Origin of the sequence: Paramagnetospirillum caucaseum (assembly GCF_000342045.1) — a bacterium.
Lineage (GTDB): Bacteria > Pseudomonadota > Alphaproteobacteria > Rhodospirillales > Magnetospirillaceae > Phaeospirillum > Phaeospirillum caucaseum.
In genome coordinates this window covers 21691-43962 of sequence record NZ_AONQ01000003.1, presented here as the reverse complement: position 1 = coordinate 43962, position 22272 = coordinate 21691, and the positions used below count along the sequence as shown (strand labels likewise).

Sequence of the window (22272 nt, the reverse complement as noted above, 5' to 3'; positions counted from 1 at the left end):
CATGAACAATCTCGGCATCGTGAAGCGCAATATCGTCCGCGCCGACAAGGTGGCGGTCGAAAGGCTGTCGAAGTTCGGCGTCGCCACCATCCACGAGGCCATGGGCCGGGTCGGCCTGATGAAGCCCACCATGCGGCCCATCTACACCGGCGCCCATCTGTGCGGCACGGCGGTGACCGTGCTGCTGCATCCCGGCGACAACTGGATGATGCATGTGGCGGCCGAGCAGGTTCAGCCCGGCGACGTGGTGGTGGCCGCCATCACCGCCGACTGCACCGACGGTTTCTTCGGCGACCTGCTGGCCACCTCGTTCCGGGCGCGGGGCGCGGTGGGGCTGGTGATCGACGCCGGAGTGAGGGATGTGAAAGATCTCACCGCCATGGGCTTTCCGGTGTTCTCCACGGCGATCAGCGCCAAGGGCACCATCAAGGCGACGCTGGGTTCGGTCAACATTCCGGTGATCTGCGCCGGGGCGCTGGTCAATCCCGGCGACGTGGTGGTGGCCGACGACGACGGCGTGGTGGTGGTCCCGGCGGCCATCGCGCAACAGGCCGCCGACGCCGCCCAGGCGCGGGAAGACAACGAGACGGCCAAGCGCCGGCGCCTCGCCGCCGGCGAACTGGGGCTCGACATGTACAAGATGCGCGAGGCCCTGGAAAAGGCGGGGCTGAAGTATGTCGACTGATCTCTCCATCGGCCTGATCGGCTATGGCGAGGTGGGCCGCATCCTGGCGGAGGATCTCCGCGTCCAGGGTGTGCGGGTGGCCGCCTGCGACATCAAGCTGGGCGGACCGGCCGGGGGCGATCTGCTCGGGCACGCCGCCCGCTTCGGGGTGGAGTTGGTGTCCGGCCATGCCGCCCTGGCGGCCCGGTCCGGTCTGGTGATCTCGGCGGTGACCGCGTCGCAGGCGGTGCCGGTGGCCGAGGCCTGCACGCCGGGGCTGCGCGAAGGCACCTGGTTCCTGGACTTCAACTCGGCCTCGCCCGGGGCCAAGGCCCGGGCCGCCGCCTTAGTCAACGGGGCCGGCGGGCGCTTCGTCGAAGGCGCGGTGATGACCTCGGTGCCGCCCTACCGCATCAAGGTGCCACTGCTGCTGGGCGGCCCCCATGCCGCCGCGCTGGAGCCCTTGCTGAACCGCCTGGGCTTCGCCGCCAGGGTGGCCTCCGACCGCCTCGGCATCGCCTCGGCCACCAAGATGTGCCGCTCGGTGATGATCAAGGGCCTGGAGGCCATGGTGATCGAGAGCTTCACCGCCGCCAGGGCCCACGGCGTCGAGGACGCGGTGATCGCCTCGCTGGAGGAGACCTTTCCCGGCCTGGAGTGGGAGAAGCTGGGCGCCTATTTCTTCCAGCGGGTGATCCAGCATGGGCGGCGGCGCGCCGAGGAGGTCCGCGAGGCGGCCGAGACGGTGCGCGAGGCCGGCCTCGACCCCTTCTCGGCCGCCGGCACCGCCCTGCGCCAGGCCTGGGTGGCCGATCTGGCCGATGACGGCGTGTTCGGTTCCAAATCCTCCGCCGGGTTCGCCAGGTCGGGCGACTGGCGGGTCGAGGCCGACCGCATCCTGGCCGCCCTCAAGCACAAGGAGCAGCCATGACCTTCGAGAAGACTCCCGGCTGGCTCGACTGGTACGCCGACCCGTCCAAGCCCGCCTTCACCCCGCCGCCGGGCAGTGTCGACGCCCATTGCCACGTCTTCGGCCCCGGCCGCCTGTTCCCCTTCGCCCCCGAGCGCAAGTACACCCCCTGCGACGCCTCCAGGGACCAGCTGTTCAGCTTGCGCGACCATCTCGGCTTCGCCCGCAACGTCATCGTCCAGGCAACCTGCCACGGCGCCGACAACCGCGCCATGGTGGACGCACTGAAGGCGTCGGGCGGCCGGGCGCGCGGAATCGCCACGGTGAAGCGCTCCATCAGCGACGGCGAGCTGCGCGGCCTGCACGAAGCCGGGGTGCGCGGCGTGCGCTTCAACTTCGTGCGCCGTCTGGTGGATTTCACCCCCAAGGACGAACTGATGGAGATCGCGTCGCGCATCGCGCCGCTGGGCTGGCACGTGGTGATCTATTTCGAGGCGGCGGACCTGCCCGAGCTCGTGGATTTCTTCACCGCCCTGCCCACCACCGTGGTGGTCGACCACATGGGCCGCCCCGACGTCGCCAAGCCGGTGGACGGGCCGGAATTCGGCCTGTTCCTGAAGTTCATGCGCGAGCACGCCAATGTGTGGAGCAAGGTCAGCTGCCCCGAGCGCCTGTCGGTCAGCGGCCCCAAGGCCCTGGACGGCCAGCGCGCCGCCTATGACGACGTGGTGCCCTTCGCCAGGACCATCGTCGAGACCTTCCCCGACCGGGTGCTGTGGGGCACCGACTGGCCCCATCCCAACCTGAAGGACCACATGCCCGACGACGGGCTGCTGGTCGACTTCATCCCCCGCATCGCCCCCACGCCCGAGCTGCAGCGCAAGCTGCTGGTGGACAATCCCATGCGGCTGTACTGGCCGGAAGAAAGGACCCCGACGTCATGAACAAGCCCGTCAACATCGCCCTGGTCGGCGCCGGCGCCTTCGGCGTCAAGCATCTGGACGCGCTGAAGCTGATCGACGGCGTCCGCGTGGTCTCGGTGGTCAGCCGGGCCGAGGACAAGCCCGAGGAGATCGCCGCCAAGTACGGCATTCCCCATGTCGCCCATGATCTGGCCGACGCCCTGGCCCGCCCCGACGTCGACGCCGCCATCCTGTGCACGCCCACCCAAATCCATGCCGCCCAGGCCATGGCCTGCCTGAAGGCCGGCCGGCATGTGATGGTGGAAATCCCCATGGCCGACACTCTGGCCGACGCGGAATCCCTGGTGGCGCTGCAAAGGCAGAGCGGCAAGGTGGCCATGTGCGGCCATACAAGGCGCTTCAACCCCAGCCACCAGTGGATCCACAACAAGATCGCGGCGGGCGCATTCAATATCTCGCAGATGGACGTGCAGACCTATTTCTTCCGCCGCTCCAACATCAACGCCCTGGGCCAGCCGCGGTGCTGGACCGACCATCTGCTGTGGCACCACGCCGCCCATACCGTCGATCTGTTCGCCTACCAGACCGGCGGCGAGATCGTCGCCGCCAACGCGGTGCAGGGGCCGATCCATCCCGAGCTCGGCATCGCCATGGACATGTCCATCCAGCTGAAATCCAGCACCGGGGCCATCTGCACCCTGTCGCTATCGTTCAACAACGACGGACCGCTGGGCACCTTCTTCCGCTACATCGGCGACAGCGGCACCTATATCGCCCGCTACGACGACCTGTTCGACGGCAAGGACCAGCCCATCGACGTCACCACGGTGGACGTCTCCATGAACGGCATCGAGTTGCAGGACCGCGAATTCATCGCCGCCATCCGCGAGGGGCGCGAGCCCAACGCCTCGGTGGCCAGGGTGCTGCCCTGCTACCGCACCCTCGCCAAGCTCGAACAGCAGTTGAAGTAGACCCCCATGGAACAGCGCCGAATCGGCCCCTTCAACGTTTCGGCCCTGGCCCTGGGCTGCATGAACCTCAGCCACGCCTACGGCACGCCGCCGGGACGCGGCGAGGCGGAGGCGGTGCTGCGCCGCGCCCTGGATTGCGGCGTGGACTTCTTCGACACCGCCGCCCTCTACGGCTTCGGCGCCAACGAATCCCTGGTCGGCCCGGTGCTGAAGCCCCATCGCCACCGCATCACCCTGGCGTCCAAATGCGGCATGACCGGGGTGGACGGCCGGAAGGTGATCGACGGCCGCCCCGAGACCATCAAGCGCACCTGCGAGGACAGCCTCGCCCGCCTGGGCGCCGAGGTGATCGACCTCTACTACCTGCACCGCTGGGACAAGGCGGTGCCCATCGAGGACAGCGTCGGCGCCCTGGCCGAGTTGGTGGAAGAGGGCAAGATCAGGGCCGTCGGCCTGTCCGAGGTCTCGGCCGCCACCCTGCGCCGCGCCCATGCCGTGCACCCCATCGCGGCGGTGCAAAGCGAATATTCCCTGTGGACCCGCAATCCCGAGATCGCGGTGCTCGACGCCTGCCGCGCGCTGGGGGTGGCCTTCGTGGCCTTCAGCCCGCTGGCCCGGGGCTTCCTCACCGGGCGGCTGACCGACCCGGCCACCCAGTTGGAGGCCAAGGACATCCGCCGCCAGATGCCGCGCTTCGACCCCGAGCCCTATGCCCGCAACCTCGGGCTGCTGGACGGCTACAAGGCCATCGCGGCCGAGGCCGGCTGCACCCCGGCCCAGCTGGCCCTGGCCTGGGTCCTGGCCCGGGGCTCCAACGTCATCGCCCTGTTCGGCACCAAATCCCGCGACCACCTGGACGAGAATCTGGGGGCCGACGGGCTCACCCTTCCACCGGAGACGATCTCCCGGCTGGACCTGCTGATCAACCGGAACACCGTGTGGGGAGCCCGCTACAACGCGGCCATCCAGACCGAGATCGACACGGAAGAATTCTCTTGAGGAGGCACCACGTGGCAAGCAAATCCAAGCGGGTCATACCCGGCACCACCATCTTCGACGGCGACATGGCCCGCAAGGGCTACGCGCTGAACAAGATGTGCTACTCGTTCAATTCCGAGGAAAACCGCCAGGCCTTCCTCGCCGACCGCGAAGGCTATTGCGCCCGGTTCGGCCTCAACGCCGAGCAGACCAAGGCGGTTCTCGACCTCAGCGTGCTGGCCATGCTGGCGGCGGGCGGCAACGCCTATTTCATCGCCAAGCTGGGCGGCATCTACAAGCTGGACATGCAGGACGTCGGCGCGCAGCAGACCGGCATGACCAAGGCGGAATTCCAGGCGAAACTCGTCGAAGCGGGAAAGAACTGACATGGCCAAGATCGTCGGCGGCATCTCCGTCACCCACGTGCCCTATATCGGGCGCGCCATCGCCAACAACCTGCAGCAGGACCCCTACTGGAAGCCGTTCTTCGACGGTTTTCCGCCGGTCCATGCCTGGCTGGACAAGGTCAAGCCGGACGTGGCGGTGGTGGTCTACAACGACCACGGCCTGAACTTCTTCCTCGACAAGATGCCCACCTTCGCCATCGGCGCGGTGGAGGAATACCACAACGCCGACGAGGGCTGGGGCATTCCCACCGTAGCGCCGTTCAAGGGCGATCTCGACCTGTCGTGGCACCTGATCGACAACCTGATCGAGGACGGGTTCGACCTGGTCACCTGCCAGGAGATGCTGGTCGACCACGCCTTCACCCTGCCGCTGGAGCTGCTGTGGCCGAAGCGCAACGCCGGCTTGCGCACCGTGCCCATCTGCCAGAACACCGTGCAGTTCCCGCTGCCGACCCCGAAGCGCTGCCTCGCCTTCGGCCGGGCCATCGGCAAGGCCATCGAGAGCTGGGATTCCGACGCCCGCGTGGTGGTGCTGGGCACCGGCGGCCTGTCGCACCAGCTGGACGGCGAGCGGGCCGGCTTCATCAACAAGAAATTCGACCTGGAATTCCTCGACAAGCTGGTCAGCGATCCCGACTGGGTCACCCAATACTCGATCCCCGATCTGGTGGAACTGACCGGCACCCAGGGCGTCGAGCTGATCAACTGGCTGACCGCCCGCGGCGCCCTGGGCGACACGGTCAAGGCCATCCACACCAACTACCACATCCCCATCTCCAACACCGCCGCCGGCCTGATCGCCATGGAGACGGTGTAGGCGTAATGCGGGGTATGGGAGGACGAACATGAGAGTCCAAGTCGCCATCATCGGGGCCGGCCCGTCCGGCCTCATCCTCGGCCAGTTGCTGGCCAAGGCGGGCATCGACGCCGTCATTCTCGAGGCCCATACCCCCGACTACGTCCTGGGCCGCATCCGGGCCGGGGTGCTGGAGCAGGTCTGCATCGACCTGCTGGACGAGGCCGGGGTGGGGGAGCGCATGCACCGCGAGGGGTTGCCCCACCACGGCATCGAACTGCTGATCGGGGGGCTGCGCCACCGCATCGACCTCCACGGCCTGACCGGCGGCAAGCAGGTGATGATCTACGGCCAGACCGAGCTGACCCGCGACCTGATGGACGCCCGCGCCAAGGCCGGCCTCGCCACCGTCTACGAGGCCAAGGAGGTGGCGGTATCGGGCTTCGACACCGACCATCCCCGCGTCTCCTACCTCAAGGACGGGGTGCGGCACGAGATCGCCTGCGACTTCATCGCCGGCTGCGACGGCTTCCACGGAGTGTGCCGCGCCTCGGTGCCCAAGGAATCCCTGCGCACGTTCGAGCGGGTCTATCCCTTCGGCTGGCTGGGTCTGCTGTCGGACACGCCCCCGGTCTGCGACGAGCTGATCTATGCCAAGAGCGAGCGGGGCTTCGCGCTGTGCTCCATGCGCTCGCACACAAGGTCGCGCTATTACGTCCAGGTGCCGCTGACCGAGAAGGTGGAGAACTGGTCCGACGACCGTTTCTGGGACGAACTGCGCGCCCGCCTCGACGCGCCGGCCGCCGCCGCCCTGGTCACCGGCCCGTCGCTGGAAAAGAGCATCGCGCCGCTCCGGAGCTTCGTGGCCGAGCCCATGCGCTTCGGCCGGATGTTCCTGGCCGGCGACGCCGCCCACATCGTGCCGCCGACCGGGGCCAAGGGCCTCAACCTGGCGGCATCGGACGTGCGGACCCTGGGCCATGCCCTGATCGCGTTCTACGGCGGCAGCACGGACGGTATCGAGCGCTATTCCGAACGCTGCCTGCGCCGGATCTGGAAGGCCGAGCGCTTCTCGTGGTGGATGACCAACCTGCTGCACCGCTTCCCCGACACGCCGCCCTTCGAGCAGCGGGCGCTGGAGGCCGAACTGGACTATGTGGTCCATTCCCTGGCCGGGCGGACCACCCTGGCCGAGAATTACGTGGGGCTGCCCTTCGAGGACTGATCCAGAAGCCTCTTGTCCCGCTCGAACCGGACGCGGACGTCGATGCCGCGCTTGATCAGCAGGGAATGCAGCACCAGGGTGACCATGACCCCCAGCCAGGCCCCGGCCACCGCGTCCGACAGGAAATGCACGGTGGTCAGCACCCGGCTTAAACCCACCAGCAGCGCCACGGCGATGAACGCCAGGTCGTAGCGCGGAAAGATCAGGGCCAGCGCCGTCATGGCGGCGAAAATGGCCTGGGTGTGGCCCGACGGGAAGGAATTGGTGAGATAGCCCCGGGTCAGCGGCACGAAATCGTAGATGCCGCTGTCGAACAGGGCGGCGGGCCGGGTGCGGCCGACCAGCATCTTGACGATGTTGCCGGCGATGCCCGACGCCGCCATGGACAGGAACAGGAAGCCCGGCACCCAGGCCATGCGCCGCAGCCGGGCGCGCTCTTCCAGCCCCGGCGCCGCCAGGGCCGACAGGATCAGGCCGAGCGCCAGCAATCCGGCCGGAACCATCCATACGCCACCCAGGCCCAGATGGGTGATGGTCTTCCAGAAGCCCTCGAACTCGCCGGTGACCTGGGCCTTGAGGAAGCGGGCCAGCGGCCGGTCGAGGATGACATAGCCGATCAGCACCAGCAGGGCGCAATAGACGGTGCCCCAGGTGCGGGGCCGCTGGACGGTGCGCGCCCATTGCCCGGCGGTGAAGCTGCGGAAACCGGCCAGTTCCTCCCAGACCAGGGCGACACGGTTCCCGCCCTTTTCCCACTGGCGGACGACGAGATCGAGCGGTCTCATGGCGCCTTGCCCTCCACGGCGTAGGCGGTCAGCGTCACCTTCTTGCCGCGCGAATAGTTGAAGCCCTTGATCATGCCCACCACCACCGGCTTGACGCCGATGCGGGCGGCGGCGGCGAAGAACTTCTCCTCCTCGCGGTCGGCCACCAGGGTCAGCGCCGCCGGGCCGTTGGTCAGGTGCTGGGCGGCGGCCTCGCCGCTGGTCAGCACCGTGTCGGTGCCCAGCAGGAACACCAGGCTGGGCTCGGCATAGCCGGCCACCACCACGGCGCCGCGATGGGGGCGTTGGGCGACCAGCTCGGCGGCCTGACGGCTGACGAACAGGTAGTCGAGGCCGGGCAGCACGCCCTCGAACACCACCTGGAAGCTGGTCACCGCCGTCAGCACCAGGGCGATGACCGCCGGACGCAGCCGCTCCCGGAACGCCAGCCAGCCGGCGGCCAGGGCGGTGCCGGCCACCAGCAGGGCCGAGGGGATGCTCATCACCGGCAGGGCCATGGCGAACTGGTGCGGCGCGATCACCACGGCGGCGGCCAGCACCAGCCCGATCAGGCACCAGACGGCGTACCAGACCTTGGCCGGCTTCGACAGCAGGTCGGGGGCGCGGCCCACCACCGCCACCGCCATCAGCAGCGCCAGGGCCGGGAAGGTGGGCAGCACGTAATGGGGCAGCTTGGTCGGCACGATCTCGAACATCACCCAGGCGGGGACCAGCCAGGCGAGACAGAAGCGGATCTCGGGGCGCAGCCGCACCTTCCAGGCCGCGGTGAGCGACGGCCACAGCAGCAGCGAGCCGGGCCACAGGATCACCGCCGCCAGGGCGAGATAGGTGCCGGGCCAGCCGCCGTGGCTTTCCTGGGCACCCAGCAGCTTGGGCAGCAGGTCGCCCTTGACCGCCTCGCCGACGAAGGCGCCGCCGGTGGCCTGGGAGATGGCCACGAACCACGGCGCGGCGATGGCGGCGGCGACGATCATCCCGGTGAAGGGGCGCAGGCCCACCAGCCACGCCCATTGCCGGTCGGCGAAGCCCAGCGCCAGGATGGTCAGGATGGCGACGGCGGGAATCACCGGCCCCTTGATCAGGATCGAGGCGCCGATGGCCACCCAGAACACCAGCGCCACCAGGGGGCCGGGCACCGCCGACCGGCCCCTGGACGCCAGGTAGAAACGGGCCAGCGCGCCCTGGGCCGCCACGGCCGTGGCCAGCATGATGGCGTCGGTCTTGGCCTGATGGGCCTCGGACACCAGGATCAGCGACGAGGCCAGCAGGGCGCCGCCCAGCAGCGCCACCTGGCGGCCGAACAGGTGCTGCCCGAAGGCGAAGGTCATCAGCACCGCCGCCCAGGCCGCCAGGGCCGAAGGCAGGCGATAGGGCCACATGGAGCGGCTGGCCTTGTCCGAGAACAGGCTGACCGAACCGGCCTGCAGCCAGTAGGCGCCCACCGGCTTCTTGGCGCGCATCTCCTGCTGGAACTGGATGCGGACGTAGTCGCCGGTCTCCAGCATCTGGCGGGTGGCCTGGACGAAGCGCGATTCGTCGCGGTCCATGGGCGGCAGCGCCACCAGACCCGGCAGATAGAGGAACAGCGAAAGCAGCGAAAGCAGGAGATAGGGGCGGATACCGCCGGTCAGTCGTTCCACGATGGGGCGATCCGTGCAGACTCGGGACGCGGCATCAACAGCATGAAGCGGGGCGGATGGTCAAGGGTGAGCTACGCCGCCGCCCGCCCCCCCGTCTCGAAGGGCCGCAGATTGTCGAGGAACTGCAGGGTGCAGGCCTCCCACGAGAAGGTCATGGCGTGGGCGCGGCACAGGGCGGGATCGATGGCCCGCGCCGCCAGCGCCGCCCTGCCCAGGTCGCCGTCCAGCGCGCCGGAGGGCGAACCGCCGATCACATCGTTGGGGCCGGGCACCGGATAGGCCGCCACCGGCAGGCCCGAGGCCAGGGCTTCGAGCAGCACCAGCCCGAAGGTGTCGGTGCGCGACGGAAAGACGAAGACGTCGGCGGCGGCGTAGTGGCGGGCCAGGTCCTCGGCCAGACGGGGGCCGGCGAAGTGGATTGCGGGGAAACGGCGTTTCATCTCGTCGAGTTGCGGCCCGTCGCCCACCACCGCCTTGGAGCCGGGCAGGTCAAGCGTCAGGAACGCCTCGATGTTCTTCTCCACCGCCACCCGCCCGACGTTGAGGAACACCGGCCGGGGCAGATGGGCGAAAGGGCCGTCCGCTCCCCTGGCTTCGGGGCGGGGGCGGAACAATCCGGTATCGACGCCCCGCGACCAGCGGCCGATGTTGCGGAAGCCGCGCCCGGCCAGTTCGTCCTCGATTCCCTGGGTCGCCACCATGACGCGGGACGAGGAATCGTGGAAGCGGCGCATCACCGCGTAGGACAGGGTCAGCGGCACGCCGAAGCGCGCCTTGATGTATTCCGGGAATCTGGTGTGGTAGGCGGTGGTGAAGGGCAGGCCGCGGCGCCGGCACCAGGCCCGCGCCGCCCAGCCCAGGGGACCTTCGGTGGCGATATGGATGGCGCAGGGCTGGGCGGCCTCGATCATCGCCGCCAGCTTGGCGCCGGGGCGCAGCGCCAGGCGGATTTCCGGATAGGTGGGGCAGGCAAGGGTGCGGAAGCTGTCGGGGGTGACCATCACCACCTCGTGGCCGCTCCGTTCCAGTTCTGTCCTCAGGGTGTCGAGGGTGCGGACGACGCCGTTGACCTGGGGGAGCCAGGCATCCGTGACGACGAGTATGCGCATGGGTTTCCTTCGTCCTCCAGCCAGCGGATGATTTCGAGCCGGCCGTCGAAGTCCTCGGCCAGCGCCGTGCAGCTTTCGACCCAGTCGCCGTCGTTGCAGTAGAGGATGCCGTTCACCTCCCGCTTCTCGGCGTGGTGGATGTGGCCGCAGACCACGCCGTCGGCGCCGTGGCGGCGCGCCTCGTCGGCCATGGCGTCTTCGAAGCTGGCCATGTACTGGACGGCGTTCTTGACCTTGTGCTTGAGGTAGGCCGACAGCGACCAGTAGGGAAAGCCGAGCGCGCGCCGCGCCACGTTGAGCCAGTGGTTGAGCGCCAGCGCCAGGGTGTAGGCGCCATCGCCCAGATGGGCCAGCCACCGGGCGTGCTTGACCACCCCGTCGAAGGCGTCGCCGTGCAGCACCAGCAGGCGTTTGCCGTCGGCGGTCTGGTGGATGACAGTCGTCACCACAGAGATGTCGCCGAACAGCAATCCGTGATAGTCCCGCGCGAATTCGTCGTGATTGCCGGGGACGAAGATCACGCGGGTGCCCTTGCGCGCCTTGCGCAGCAGCTTCTGCACCACGTCGTTGTGGCTTTGCGGCCAGTACCACGACCGCCGGAGCCGCCAGCCGTCGACGATGTCGCCCACCAGATACAGCGTCTCGCTCTCGGTGCTCTTCAGGAAGTCCAGCAGGTCGTCGGCCTTGCAGCCGCGGGTACCCAGATGAATGTCGGAAATCCAGATGGTCCTGTAACGCCGTGTGATATCGATATTGGCGTTCATCTTGCAGTAATCCGAGGTTGATGCCGCGCTGTACTGCCCGATTCAATAGCCAATTTCCTGTCGTTATCCATATGATTTATTGTTATTTCTGAATTATTTCATGATGCTGACATTTATCGGCAATAAATAATTCACCGTGCCTCGCCGTGTGGCGCGCTATACACTCGCCCCATGATCAGCGATCAAGACGCCATGGTGCCCCGCCGAGTCCTGGTGATTCACAATCCTGCCGCCGGCCAGCGCCGCGGCCGGCTTCTGGAGATGGTGGTGACGGGCATCACCGGATTGGGGGGGCGGGTCACCTGCCGCGAGACGCGGCAGAGTGGCGATGCCGAGGATTTCGCCGCCCAGGCCTCCGCCGACGATTTCGACGCGGTGATCGCGGCGGGAGGCGACGGCACGGTCAACGAGGTCCTCAACGGCCTGGGGGCGGGGAAAAGCGGGCTGGCCCTGGGGGTGATTCCGCTGGGCACCGCCAACGTCCTGGCCTGCGAGATCGGGCTCGACCCCGACGACGTGGAGCAGGTGGCGCGCACCGTCGCCTTCGGTCCGCTGCGGCGGATTCATGTGGGTCTGGTCAACCGGCGGCGTTTCCTGCTGATGGCCGGGGCCGGCCTCGACGCCCATGTGGTGGCGGGGGTGAGCACCGCGCTCAAGCGCCGGGCGGGCAAGCTGGCCTATGTGGTGGAAAGCCTGCGCCAGGCGGTGGGCTACGATTATCCCAAGCTGACCATCCGGGCCGACGGGGTGGAGTACGAGGGGCGCATGGTGGTGGCCTGCAAGGGCCGCTTCTACGGCGGCCCGTTCATCGCCGCCCCCGACGCCGACCTGTCCTCGCCGATGCTGGAATTGTGCATCCTGCCCAATCCGGGTCTGGCGGGCATGCTGCGCTATGGGCTGGCCCTGCCGCTGGGCAAGCTGCCCAGCCTGCCCGAGGTGCGGGTGGTATCGGCCCGCAACATCCTGATCACCGGGCCGCGCGGCGCCCCGGTCCAGGGAGACGGCGACATCGTCGCCCGCCTGCCCGCCGAAATCTCCATCGCCGACGAGACGGTGGAGCTTATCTGCCCTTAAAACGTGACGCCTTAAATGTGCATCCCGCTTTAGCTTTATTTGTTTTGCCCTCGCCGGGCGGGCGCCTCCGCGCCCTTGGCCGCTCGCTCAATGCTCGCATGAGCGCCGACGCTGCTACCGCCATACAAGGCTCAGCGCTCTAATCGTCCAGGTCGTCGCGCTCCATGGCGCGGCGGCGTTCCTCCGCCTGGGAATGCTGGGCGGCGAACTCGCCCGCCGTGTCCAGCACCAGGATGGCGCCGGCCAGGCGGCCCCAGGCCTCGGTCTGGCCGGGATTGCGCGGACGCAGCCCGGCCCGCAGGTCGACCAGCAGCCGCATCAGCGTGCGTCCCGGCATCAGGGCGATGGGCACGTCGGGCAGGGCGGCGATGCCGAAGGCCTCCTGCACCGCCTCCAGCCCGGCACGGATATAGTCCTGGTCGCCCCGGTCGAGCGGCAGGATGCGGTCGGGCGTCTTGCGCACCAGCCGTTCGCCGGCGAGGTCGGTGGGGGGAGGCGTGGCCATGATCTTCGGTGTCCGGGGATGATGCCGTCTGGTTCCATTCCAATATATGGTGCGGACCGCAAGGGGGAAAGACGGGGATGGAAGAACCTTTGGACCACGTCGCCGCCTACCATGAGCGCACCAAGCATCACAGCCGGCGCTACGCGCGCGGGCCGGGCTTCCTCGACTGGGAGACCCAGCCCGACCCGTTCCGCGCCTTCGCCGGGGCGCGGCGCATCGCCCTGCCCCTGGGCCTGGACGCCGAAACCCCGCCCTTCGGGGCGTTGGAGGGGCGCGTGCCGGCGCCGCTGGACCCGGACGGGCTGGGGCTGTTCCTGGAACTGGCGCTCGGCCTGTCGGCCTGGAAGGAGGTGGGCGAGGCCCGCTGGGCGTTGCGCAACAATCCCAGCAGCGGCAATCTCCACCCCACCGAGGGCTGGGTGGTCCTGCCGCCGCTGGACGGGATCGGCGCCGGTATCGGTAATGGGGGGCCGGGCCTTTATCACTACGCCCCCTTCCACCATGCCCTCGAGGAGCGTTGCCGCCTCGAGGCAATGCCCGCCGACCTGCCGGAGGGCGGTTTCCTGCTGGCCCTGTCGTCCATTCCCTGGCGGGAAGCGTGGAAGTACGGCGAGCGCGCCTTCCGCTACTGCCAGCACGATGCCGGCCACGCTTTGGCCGCCGCCTCTTACGCCGCCGCCTGCCTGGGCTGGCATCTCCGCGCCTTGACCGCGCCGGGGGACGAGGATCTGGCGGCGCTGCTCGGCCTTGACCGCCCCGATTCCTGCCGCCGCTTCGAGCCCGAGCATCCCGACCTGATCGCATGGGTGTCGCCCGTCCCCCTGGCCGCCGAGCCCGCGCTGCGTCCGGTGACGGGGGAATGGGCCGGCGAGGCCAATGGTTTGAGCCCGGACCATGTGGTGTGGGAGGTGATCGGCCAGGCCCTCGCCCTGTCGGAAAAACCCGCCACCCCGCCCGCCCCTGTGCCGCCCTCGCTGCCCATGCCGCCGCTGCCGGCCAGTCCGGAGCCCGTCGCCACCATCATCCGGCGGCGCCGCAGCGCCCAGGCCATGGACGGGGTGAGCGGCATGGGCAAGGACGCCTTCCTGCGCCTGCTGGCCGCCACCCTGCCCGACCGGGAGCGGGTGCCGTGGCGGTCCTGGCCCTGGGCCGCGCGGCTGTCGCTGATGCTGTTCGTCCACCGGGTGGAGGGGCTGGTTCCCGGTCTCTACGCCCTGGTCCGCGATCCCGATGCCCTGGAGCGGCTGCGCGGCGATTGCCATTCCCGCTTCGCCTGGGAGAAGGCGGCGGTGGAATTGCCGCTCTACCGTCTGGCCGATGGCGACCTCACCCGGGCGGCCGCCCAGGTGTCATGCACCCAGGATATCGCCGGGCGCGGCGCCTTTTCGCTGGGCATGCTGGCCGATTTCGGCCGCACCCTGGCGGAAGACGGGCAATGGGCCTATCGCCGCCTGTTCTGGGAGGCGGGGATGATCGGCCAGGCGCTCTACCTGGAGGCCACGGCGTGCGGCCTGTCGGGCACCGGCATCGGCTGCTACCACGACGACGAGGTCCACGCCCTGCTGGGGCTGCCGCCCGGCGGCGGGGCGTGGCAGTCGCTCTACCACTTCACGGTGGGCGGCGCGGTGGAGGACGCCCGCATCACCACCCGTCCGGCCTATGGGCATCTCAATCCGGCTGGCTCTCCATCCTGACCCAGTCGCCGCCGGCCAGTTGCGCCCGCATGCGGGCCGCGTCCTCGCAATCCGTCACGAAGGCCAGGATGGCGGCGCGGGCGTATTCGGCCGGGTCGCGCTTGAGCTGGCGGGCCACGGTGTGGAGGCGGGACGCCAGATCGGGATCGAGGTCGATGCGCATAGTCGCTGCGCTCCAGAGCTAAACCCCTTGATTCTTGCACCAAGGGAGGCGAAAACCCAGCCCCATGAGCACACTCTCCGACGCCATCGCCCTGCGGCGCACCTTCGCCATCATCTCCCACCCCGACGCCGGCAAGACCACGCTGACGGAAAAGCTGCTGATGTTCGGCGGCGCCATCCAGATGGCCGGCGCGGTGCGGGCCCGCGGCGAGCAGCGCCGTACCCGTTCGGACTGGATGGCCATCGAGAAGGAGCGCGGCATCTCGGTGTCGGCCTCGGTGATGAGCTTCGAGTATGCCGGCCTGTCCTTCAACCTGCTGGACACCCCCGGCCACGAGGACTTTTCCGAGGACACCTACCGCACGCTGACCGCCGTGGATTCGGCCGTCATGGTGCTGGACGCCGCCAAGGGCATCGAGACCCAGACCCTGAAGCTGTTCGAGGTCTGCCGTCTCAGGGACGTGCCGATCATCACCTTCGTCAACAAGGTCGACCGCGAGGGCCGCGAGACCTTCGACCTGCTGCACGAGGTGGAGAAGACCCTGGCGCTGGACGTCTGCCCCGTCACCTGGCCCATCGGCATGGGCCGCGACCTCAAGGGCGTCTACGACCTGGTCAACGACCGGGTCATCATGTTCGACCCCGGCCGCGGCGACCATATCGCCGAGATCAGCGTCGACGCCCCGCTGGATTCGCCCCGGCTGGACGAAGCGGTGGGCAAGGCCGCCGCCGACCGCCTGCGCGAGGAGGTGGAACTGGTCAGGGGCGGCTATCCCGAATTCGACCTGGAAAGCTTCCTGGCCGGCCACCTGACCCCGGTGTTCTTCGGCTCGGCGCTGAAGACCTTCGGCGTGGCGGAATTGCTGAAGGGTATCGGCCGGCTGGCGCCGCCGCCCATTTCGCGCAAGGCCGACACCCGCACCGTCGAGCCGGACGAGGCCAAGGTCACCGGCTTCGTCTTCAAGGTCCAGGCCAACATGGACCCCAACCACCGCGACCGCATCGCCTTCTTCCGCATCTGTTCGGGCCGCTTCCGGCGCGGCATGAAGATGAAGCACGTGCGCTCGGGCAAGGTGATGGCCCTGGTCAATCCGGTGTTCTTCCTGGCCCGCGACCGCGAGCTGGCGGAAGAGGCCTTTCCCGGCGACATCATGGGCATTCCCAACCATGGGCAGCTGCGCATCGGCGACACGCTGTCGGAATCCGAGGACATGAACTTCCTCGGCATCCCTACCTTCGCGCCGGAAGTGCTGCGCCGGGTGCGGCTCGACGATCCCATGAAGGCCAAGCAGCTGAAGAAGGCGCTGGAGGATCTGGCCGAGGAAGGCGTCTCCCAGGTGTTCAAGCCCCTGGACGGCTCCACCTGGATCGTCGGCGTGGTCGGGCCGCTGCAGTTCGACGTGCTGACCACCCGCATCGAATCCGAATACAACATCAAGGCCGGGTTCGAGGACGGCGGCTTCGTCACCGCCCGCTGGGTGGCCGCCGAATCCGAGGCCGAGATGAAGCGCTTCATGGACTCCAACAAGTCCAACATGGCCGAGGACCGCGACGGCGCCATGGTCTATCTGGCGCGCAATTCCTGGCAGCTCAACCGCGCCCAGCAGGATTTCGAGAAGGTCCGCTTCACCGCGACGCGCGAGCAGCACTGAGGGGGCGGATTCCCGATTGAGGCTCGGGGCGAAGGCCCCGATGGGCTACTTCATCATCCGCGAGAACCCTTCCGCCACCGGCAGGTAGGAGCGGCGCTTGCCCTTGGCTTCGCGCACCGCCGAGCCGGCATAGATCTGCTTGGCGGCCTCGACGATGATCACGCCGCCGAAGGTCTCGAACCAGCGCCGCCCGATCTGCTCCACCGCCGGGGCCGAGCGCAGCAGCATGCGCGACGTGGTGGGCGGCAGGAACAGCGCCGAGGCGCTGTGGATGGGGGTGAACATGTTGTCGCGCAGCAGCCGGTTCAACTGGCCCATGGTGTAGGGCCGGCCGTTGCCGAACGGGGTGCGCTCGAGGCGCGCCCAGATGCCGCGGCGGTTGGGAGCCACCACCGCCAGCCGCCCGCCATCGGCCAGGACCCGCCAGGCCTCGCGCATCATGGCGCGCACCTGCTCGGCGGATTCCAGGGCGTGGACCAGCAGCAGCCGGTCGATGGAACGGTCGGGCAGCGGCAGGTCGGTCTCGTCCACCAGGGTGGCGAGGCCCGGCCCTTCCGGCGGCCAGGGCAGCACCCCCTGGCTGGCCGGCATGGCGGCGATCACCCGCTCGGCCTCGTTGAGGAACACCCGCAGATAGGGGGTGGCGAAGCCCAGGCCCAGCACCCGCTGGCCGCCGACGTCGGGCCACAGGGCGCGCAGCTGCCGGCGGATCAATCGCTGGGCGCTCTGGCCCAGGCTGCCGCTGTAGAAGTCGCGCAGATCGACCACGTCGGTCCACATGGCGGGGTAGGACAAATCTCCGTTCATGGCTCGAGGATAGGCGTTTTGGCCGGTTGGTGCTACAACCGGAGTATCGAAAAGGCGGAACGCCCATGGCCAAGATCGTCGTCGAACAGATTCCGGTGCTGTCGGACAATTACATCTACCTGGTGCACGAGCCGGTGGGCGGAATCACCGCGGCCATCGACCCGGCGGTGCCCGAGCCGGTGCTGGAGCGTCTGGCCGAGCGGGGCTGGCGGCTCACCCACATCCTCAACACCCACCATCACGGCGACCACACCGGGGCCAATCTCGACCTCGTGCGGCGCACCGGCTGCGCCGTATTGGGCGCCGCCCGGGATTCCGAGCGCATTCCCGGAATTACCCAGGAGGTCTCGGAGGGCGAGACCTTCATGCTGGGCCATGCCGCCGTCACCGTACTGGAGGTGCCGGGCCACACCTCGGGCCACATCGCCTACTGGTTCGCCGACAGCCATGCGCTGTTCTGCGGCGACACCCTGTTCTCGCTGGGTTGCGGCCGGCTGTTCGAGGGGACGGCCGAGGAGATGTGGGCGTCCTTGAAGAAGCTGCGCGACCTGCCGCCCGACACCATCGCCTACCCGGCCCACGAATACACCGCCGCCAACGGCCGTTTCGCCCGGCTGGTGGAGCGCGACAACCCGGCGCTGAAGGCCCGCCTCGATCAGGTGGAGAGCCTGCGGGCCCACAACCGGCCGACCGTGCCGGTCACCCTGGCCGACGAGCGCGCCGCCAACCCCTTCCTGCGCGCCGACACCGCCGCGGTGGCCAAGGCGGTGGGCATGGAGCCGGGAACCGATCCGGCGCGCGTCTTCGCCGAGCTGCGGCGGCGCAAGGACGTGTTCTGACCGCCGGGTTTGGTATAAACTGTGGCGGGTGGAATGTTTCCGCCGGAGAGACGAATGGCTGGGTCCTGCGTTCTGTTCGTCGACGATGAGCCCCGGGTGCTGGAAGGCATCCGGCGCACCATGGCGGCCTATGCCGAACAGTGGGAAAGCCTGTTCGCCGGCAGCGCCCTCCAGGCCCTGGACATCCTGGCCGAGCGGCCGGTCCATGTGGTGGTCACCGATATCGCCATGCCGGTGATGGACGGCAAGGCGCTGATCACCGAAATGTACGAAGCCTTCCCCGACGTGGTCGTCCTGGTGCTGTCCGGGCATTGGACCCCCGCCGTGTCCCACCGTCAGGTCGGGCCGGCGGTGCGCTTCCTCGGCAAGCCCATCTCGCCGGAACAGCTGGTGGCCGCCATCCGCGACGCCCTGGGCGAGGCGGTGCTGCCCGAACTGGCGGCGCCGATTTCCAAGCCGACCCTGGCCACGCCGTCCAGCCGGGCCGGTCATGACCCCAGCTGGGTGGACATGGTCGAGGACGACGGCTGAGGCCCTATTTCTCCGGCCCGGCGAAGATGGTCCGGGTGCGCACCTCGCGGCTCGAGCCGTTGAGGACGAAGGTCACCGGCATACTCTTCGACGCCGCCTCTTCCGCCGGAACGGTGACGTAGAGCCGGAATTCACCCACGGAATCACGGGGCACCCGCAGCTCGGCGGCGGCCGCGTTGCTCTCGCCGCCGACCACCGAGAGGGTGGCACCGGGGGCGCCCTCCAGGCGCACGCTGAAGGCGCGGTCCTCGGCCTTCATGTTCAGCACCTTGTAGGCATAGCCGTTGCGGATGGAGCCGTCCGACATCTGGACGAACAGCGGCGAGCGCTCGTGCAGCACGTTGACGTCCACGTCGGGCCGCGTGCTCAGGCGGAACAGCATGACGCCCGCCACCGCCGCCATGATGCCGCCATAGATCAGGGTGCGCGGCCTGACGATGCGCAGGCCGCCGGGCCTGCCGCAGCTGCGTGATTCGATGTTGTGGGTGGAATCATAGGAGATCAGGCCGCGCGGCAGGCCGTAGCGGTCCATCACCTGGTTGCAGGCGTCGACGCACAGCGCGCAGCCGATGCAGGCCAGCTGGTTGCCCTGGCGGATGTCGATGCCGGTGGGACAGGCCTGGACGCAGGCGCGGCAATCGACGCAATGGCCGCGCCCCTCGAAGCTCTGGCCCTTGCGCGCCGCGCCGCCCGGTTCGCCCCGCCACGCCTCGTAGGTGACGATCAGCGAATGCTCGTCGAACATGGCCGACTGGAAGCGGGAATAGGGGCAGAGATAGACGCAGACCCGTTCCCGCGCATAGCCGGCCAGCAGGAAACAGAAGCCCCCCAGGATAGCGATGAAGGCATAGACCGGCAGGCTGGCCCGGCCGGTGACGATGTCTCGCAGCATCTCGAAGGCGTCGCCGAACCACAGGGTAAAGCCGATGCCGCAGGCCGCCGAAATCGCCAGCCAGGCCAGGTTGATCACCGCCTTCCTCGCCAGCTTGCCCGCCGAGAACGGCTGGCGTTCGAAGGCGATGCGCTGGCTGCGGTCGCCGATCACCAGCCGCTCCACCGCCACGAACAGGTCGGTATAGACCGTCTGCCAGCAGATGAAGCCGCACCAGACGCGTCCCGCCACCGCGCTCATCAGGAACAGCAGGATGGCCGAGATCAACAGGATGCCGGTCAGGTAGTAGATCTCCTGCGGCCAGATCTCGATGAACAGGAAATAGGCCCGCCGGCCCGGCATGTCGATCAGGATGGCCTGGTCGGGCGCCCCCGGCCCACGGTCCCAGCGCAGGAACGGCCCCAGATGCCACCACGCCAGGGTGGCCAGCATGGCCCACCACTTCCATGAACGGAAGGTGCCGCTCACCGCGCGGGGCTGGGCCTTGCCGGTTTCCATGTAGACCGGCACCTCGCCCTTGTGCAGCGGCAAGGCCGGTATGGCTGGCTTGGCGTCCATGGCGGGGCTCTCCGGAATTTATATTAGAACCGCACTATATTAAAACCATCCCGAAAAGTCTTGAGCCGATTTGCGCATGGAGGGGTTGCGGTTCGGGCCGAGAACTTGGGGGGCGACTTGGGTATCGGCCACAAAATATGGTTTGCCCCCGGACTCGCCTTTTGACAGAATCGCTCCTTCTCGGGGGACAAGGGTTCATGGACGTTCAAAGACTCGCCAAGGTGCTGGCGCTGGCCGCTTCGGACAACGACGCCGAGGCGCTGCACGCCTTGCGCACCGCCGGCCGGCTGCTGGACGCCGCCGGGCTGGACTTCATCGCCCTGGCCTCGCGGCTGGCCGAGAGCGGCCCGGTGGTCAGCGCCACCCGGATGGAGGACCTGGAAGACACCGTCTTCGATCTGCGCAACGAAGTCCGCCATCTGCGCTCCGAGAACGAGAAGCTGCGCCAGACCGGCCCCGGCCCGGCGGGTGGCCTGGCCTCCGCCGCCCAGGACGCCGCCCAGGCCATCCGCCTGAAGGCCGAGCTGGATGAATTGCGCGAGACCCTGGGGGCCGAGAAGCGCCGCGCCGATACCGCCCAGGCGGCCGAGCGGGCCCTGCACGCCGATCTCGCCCAGGCCATCGGGGCGGCCGAACGCCTGACCGTCCAGTTCGAGTCCCTGAAGGGCCGCGCCGACCGGCTGGAGGCCGAGAACCGCCGTCTCGGCCTGGTGGCCGCCGCCCTGAAGGGCGAGTTGGACGAGCGCATCGCCGACCGTACCCATCCCCTGCCGCCGGTGACGCCGCCGGCCCCGGCGGCGCGGGCCGAGCCGGTGTCGGTGGTCGCCTCCGCTCCGGCCCCCCGCCGCCCCAGCACGCCGCCGCCGGCCATGGCCCGGCGGGGAAAGCCGGCGGTTCCAGCCAACCAGTACGCCCTGTTCTAAATCCACCCCAGCAGACGCCACCACAGGAAGTCCAGCGGCAGCAGGACGACAAAGGTGATGACGGCCAGCCACAGGCACAGTTTCTGGGCCGGGCCCAGGCGCTCGCCGCCCAGTTGCATGGCCACCACCATGGGGGCCGACTGGTAGGGCAGGACGGGGTTGGAAAAGCCCAGCACCTGGCTCATCAGCACCGCCTCGATGGACAGGCCCGAGGCCTCGGCCATCTGGCCGGCCATGGGGGTCAGCACCGCCGGGGCGCCGGGCAGGGTGGTGACGATGCTGACCAGGGTGGACAGCACGGCCAGGGCGGCGAAGTTGGTGCCCGGCTGGCCGGGGGCCAGCGGCAGCACTTCCAGGATGGCGCGGGCGAGGCGCGCGCCCAGCCCCGACTGGTCCACCACCGCCCCCAGACCCATGATGCCGGCCACATAGAACATGGAGCCGAAATTGATCTGCTCGTTGAAGGCCTTGCGGTCCACCAGCCCGATGCCGGGCAGCAGCAGCAGGGCGCCGGCCGCCATGCTGACCCAGGCCGGGCTGACATGGTGGACGAAATCGGTGGCCCACAGCACCAGGGCGGCGGCCAGCAGCAGGGCCAACTGCCCCTCCTGCCGCTTCATGGGGCCGAGCGGGCGGGCGGCCGCCGCCTCGGGACGCGGCGTGTCGGGCCACAGCTTGACGATCAGCGGAATCATGATGGCGGTCTTGAGGAAGCCCAGGATGGGGAAGTGCAGCAGCAGATAGGCCCCGTAGCTGGGCGTGTAGTGCCACAGGGTCTCGGCGGCGCCCACCATCACCAGATTGGGCAGGTTGGCGGGCAGGATCGAGAAGGTGGGGACGTGGCAGCCGAAGGCGGCGGCCAGCACCACCCCCAGGCGGCCGTTGGAGCCGGGCGCGAAGCCGTAGCGCTCGGCCAGCCCCAGGGCGATGGGCATCAGCAGGATGGCGCGGCCCATGGAGGACGGCATCAGGAAGCCCATGGCGACCCCCACCAGGGTCACCCCGGTGATGACCCCCCAATAGCTGGAGCCGAAGGCGTGGCTCAGCCGCGCCCCCAGGCGCTCGCCCAGGCCGGTGGAGCGCACCGCCACCCCCATCACCAGCCCGCCGAACACCAGCCACAGCGCCGCCGACTGGAAGCCGCCGAACACCACCGGGGACGGCGCCGCCTTCAGCAGCATGGCCATGGTGAAGAAGAACACGGCGATGATGGGCTCGGGCATCACGGCGGTAGCCCACAGGCCGATGAACGCCACGGCAAGGCCCAGCACCTTGCCCTCGGTCCCCGGCAGCGGGTCGAGGATGACGATGGCCGTTCCGGCGGCCACGGCCATCCAGGCCAGGAGGCGGGGCAAGGGCATCCGGAGGAGAGACAGGCTCATCGTATCACCTCGTGTTTCATGTTACGTGATACGTTATTCCTGTTTGCGTCCGGAGTCCAGCTTGGGCAGAATTCGACGAGG

At 68.9% G+C, this 22272-nt stretch carries 23 protein-coding genes; 14 read left to right on the top strand and 9 right to left on the bottom strand.

What is annotated here, in order from left to right:
- Nucleotide 1: 1 nt before the first annotated feature.
- From ligK to pobA, 8 genes are read left to right on the top strand one after another with little or no spacing between them, the layout of a single operon-like run.
- Nucleotides 2–685, top strand: a complete 684-nt coding sequence (gene ligK, locus H261_RS01850; protein ID WP_008613692.1) for a 4-carboxy-4-hydroxy-2-oxoadipate aldolase/oxaloacetate decarboxylase — start codon at nt 2–4, stop codon at nt 683–685.
- A complete protein-coding gene (locus tag H261_RS01845) occupies nt 675–1595 on the top strand; it encodes a DUF1932 domain-containing protein (protein WP_008613690.1) in 921 nt (306 codons plus the stop codon). Before ligK ends, H261_RS01845 begins: the two co-directional genes overlap by 11 nt.
- Nucleotides 1592–2518: an amidohydrolase family protein gene (locus H261_RS01840; protein ID WP_008613688.1), complete on the top strand. Its 927-nt coding sequence runs from the start codon at nt 1592–1594 to the stop codon at nt 2516–2518. Before H261_RS01845 ends, H261_RS01840 begins: the two co-directional genes overlap by 4 nt.
- Nucleotides 2515–3468, top strand: a complete 954-nt coding sequence (locus H261_RS01835) for a Gfo/Idh/MocA family oxidoreductase (protein ID WP_008613686.1) — start codon at nt 2515–2517, stop codon at nt 3466–3468. The genes H261_RS01840 and H261_RS01835 overlap by 4 nt, the downstream gene beginning before the upstream one ends.
- A gap of 6 nt (nt 3469–3474) precedes the next feature.
- Complete coding sequence (locus H261_RS01830) at nt 3475–4467, top strand: aldo/keto reductase (RefSeq protein WP_008613684.1); 993 nt, start codon at nt 3475–3477, stop codon at nt 4465–4467.
- Nucleotides 4468–4478: 11 nt separating this feature from the next.
- On the top strand, nt 4479–4832 hold the full coding sequence (locus H261_RS01825; protein ID WP_008613682.1) for a protocatechuate 4,5-dioxygenase subunit alpha: 354 nt from the start codon (nt 4479–4481) through the stop codon (nt 4830–4832).
- A gap of 1 nt (nt 4833) precedes the next feature.
- Nucleotides 4834–5670 carry a class III extradiol dioxygenase family protein gene (locus H261_RS01820; protein WP_008613680.1) on the top strand — a complete coding sequence of 279 codons (837 nt, stop codon included), beginning with the start codon at nt 4834–4836 and terminating at the stop codon, nt 5668–5670.
- Between the two features lie 28 nt (nt 5671–5698).
- Complete coding sequence (gene pobA, locus H261_RS01815; RefSeq protein ID WP_008613678.1) at nt 5699–6874, top strand: 4-hydroxybenzoate 3-monooxygenase; 1176 nt, start codon at nt 5699–5701, stop codon at nt 6872–6874.
- On the opposite strand, the gene H261_RS01810 is transcribed toward pobA, so the two are convergent.
- The 4 genes from H261_RS01810 to H261_RS01795 form a co-directional block, all read right to left on the bottom strand.
- Nucleotides 6847–7659 carry a phosphatase PAP2 family protein gene (locus tag H261_RS01810; RefSeq protein ID WP_008613676.1) on the bottom strand — a complete coding sequence of 271 codons (813 nt, stop codon included), beginning with the start codon at nt 7657–7659 and terminating at the stop codon, nt 6847–6849. The two genes, pobA and H261_RS01810, sit on opposite strands and share 28 nt — an antisense overlap.
- Nucleotides 7656–9299, bottom strand: a complete 1644-nt coding sequence (locus H261_RS01805; RefSeq protein WP_008613674.1) for an ArnT family glycosyltransferase — start codon at nt 9297–9299, stop codon at nt 7656–7658. The genes H261_RS01810 and H261_RS01805 overlap by 4 nt, the downstream gene beginning before the upstream one ends.
- A 71-nt stretch (nt 9300–9370) precedes the next feature.
- On the bottom strand, nt 9371–10408 hold the full coding sequence (locus H261_RS01800) for a glycosyltransferase family 4 protein (RefSeq protein ID WP_008613673.1): 1038 nt from the start codon (nt 10406–10408) through the stop codon (nt 9371–9373).
- Nucleotides 10336–11172 carry a UDP-2,3-diacylglucosamine diphosphatase gene (locus tag H261_RS01795; RefSeq protein ID WP_008613672.1) on the bottom strand — a complete coding sequence of 279 codons (837 nt, stop codon included), beginning with the start codon at nt 11170–11172 and terminating at the stop codon, nt 10336–10338. The genes H261_RS01800 and H261_RS01795 overlap by 73 nt, the downstream gene beginning before the upstream one ends.
- Nucleotides 11173–11343: 171 nt before the next feature.
- On the opposite strand from H261_RS01795, the gene H261_RS01790 reads away from it, so the two are divergent.
- Nucleotides 11344–12246 carry a diacylglycerol/lipid kinase family protein gene (locus H261_RS01790; RefSeq protein WP_008613671.1) on the top strand — a complete coding sequence of 301 codons (903 nt, stop codon included), beginning with the start codon at nt 11344–11346 and terminating at the stop codon, nt 12244–12246.
- Nucleotides 12247–12385: 139 nt separating this feature from the next.
- Here the strand turns inward: H261_RS01790 and H261_RS01785 are convergent, their stop codons facing one another.
- Nucleotides 12386–12751, bottom strand: a complete 366-nt coding sequence (locus tag H261_RS01785; protein ID WP_008613669.1) for a hypothetical protein — start codon at nt 12749–12751, stop codon at nt 12386–12388.
- Between the two features lie 77 nt (nt 12752–12828).
- Between H261_RS01785 and H261_RS01780 the strand changes: the two genes are divergently transcribed.
- On the top strand, nt 12829–14445 hold the full coding sequence (locus tag H261_RS01780; RefSeq protein WP_008613659.1) for a SagB/ThcOx family dehydrogenase: 1617 nt from the start codon (nt 12829–12831) through the stop codon (nt 14443–14445).
- Here H261_RS01780 and H261_RS01775 read toward each other — a convergent pair.
- Nucleotides 14420–14608 (bottom strand): hypothetical protein, encoded by a 189-nt coding sequence (locus H261_RS01775; RefSeq protein WP_008613658.1) that lies wholly within the window; start codon nt 14606–14608, stop codon nt 14420–14422. The two genes, H261_RS01780 and H261_RS01775, sit on opposite strands and share 26 nt — an antisense overlap.
- Before the next feature lie 64 nt (nt 14609–14672).
- Here H261_RS01775 and H261_RS01770 point away from each other — a divergent pair, with 64 nt between their 5' ends.
- Entirely contained in the window at nt 14673–16259 is a 1587-nt protein-coding gene (locus H261_RS01770) for a peptide chain release factor 3 (RefSeq protein WP_008613657.1), read from the top strand.
- 45 nt (nt 16260–16304) lie between these two features.
- Here the strand turns inward: H261_RS01770 and H261_RS01765 are convergent, their stop codons facing one another.
- On the bottom strand, nt 16305–17039 hold the full coding sequence (locus H261_RS01765; protein WP_008613656.1) for a class I SAM-dependent methyltransferase: 735 nt from the start codon (nt 17037–17039) through the stop codon (nt 16305–16307).
- Nucleotides 17040–17131: 92 nt separating this feature from the next.
- Between H261_RS01765 and gloB the strand changes: the two genes are divergently transcribed.
- Both gloB and H261_RS01755 read left to right on the top strand, forming a co-directional pair.
- Complete coding sequence (gene gloB / locus H261_RS01760) at nt 17132–17905, top strand: hydroxyacylglutathione hydrolase (protein ID WP_008613655.1); 774 nt, start codon at nt 17132–17134, stop codon at nt 17903–17905.
- Nucleotides 17906–17959: 54 nt separating this feature from the next.
- The gene (locus H261_RS01755; RefSeq protein ID WP_008613654.1) at nt 17960–18436 is read left to right on the top strand and encodes a response regulator; all 477 of its coding nucleotides are present in this window, start codon (nt 17960–17962) and stop codon (nt 18434–18436) included.
- A gap of 4 nt (nt 18437–18440) precedes the next feature.
- On the opposite strand, the gene ccoG is transcribed toward H261_RS01755, so the two are convergent.
- The gene (gene ccoG, locus H261_RS01750; RefSeq protein WP_008613653.1) at nt 18441–19886 is read right to left on the bottom strand and encodes a cytochrome c oxidase accessory protein CcoG; all 1446 of its coding nucleotides are present in this window, start codon (nt 19884–19886) and stop codon (nt 18441–18443) included.
- Between the two features lie 197 nt (nt 19887–20083).
- On the opposite strand from ccoG, the gene H261_RS01745 reads away from it, so the two are divergent.
- On the top strand, nt 20084–20809 hold the full coding sequence (locus tag H261_RS01745) for a metalloendopeptidase-like membrane protein (protein WP_008613652.1): 726 nt from the start codon (nt 20084–20086) through the stop codon (nt 20807–20809).
- Here the strand turns inward: H261_RS01745 and H261_RS01740 are convergent.
- Nucleotides 20806–22191: an SLC13 family permease gene (locus tag H261_RS01740; RefSeq protein ID WP_040475588.1), complete on the bottom strand. Its 1386-nt coding sequence runs from the start codon at nt 22189–22191 to the stop codon at nt 20806–20808. The genes H261_RS01745 and H261_RS01740 overlap by 4 nt on opposite strands.
- Nucleotides 22192–22272: the final 81 nt, after the last annotated feature.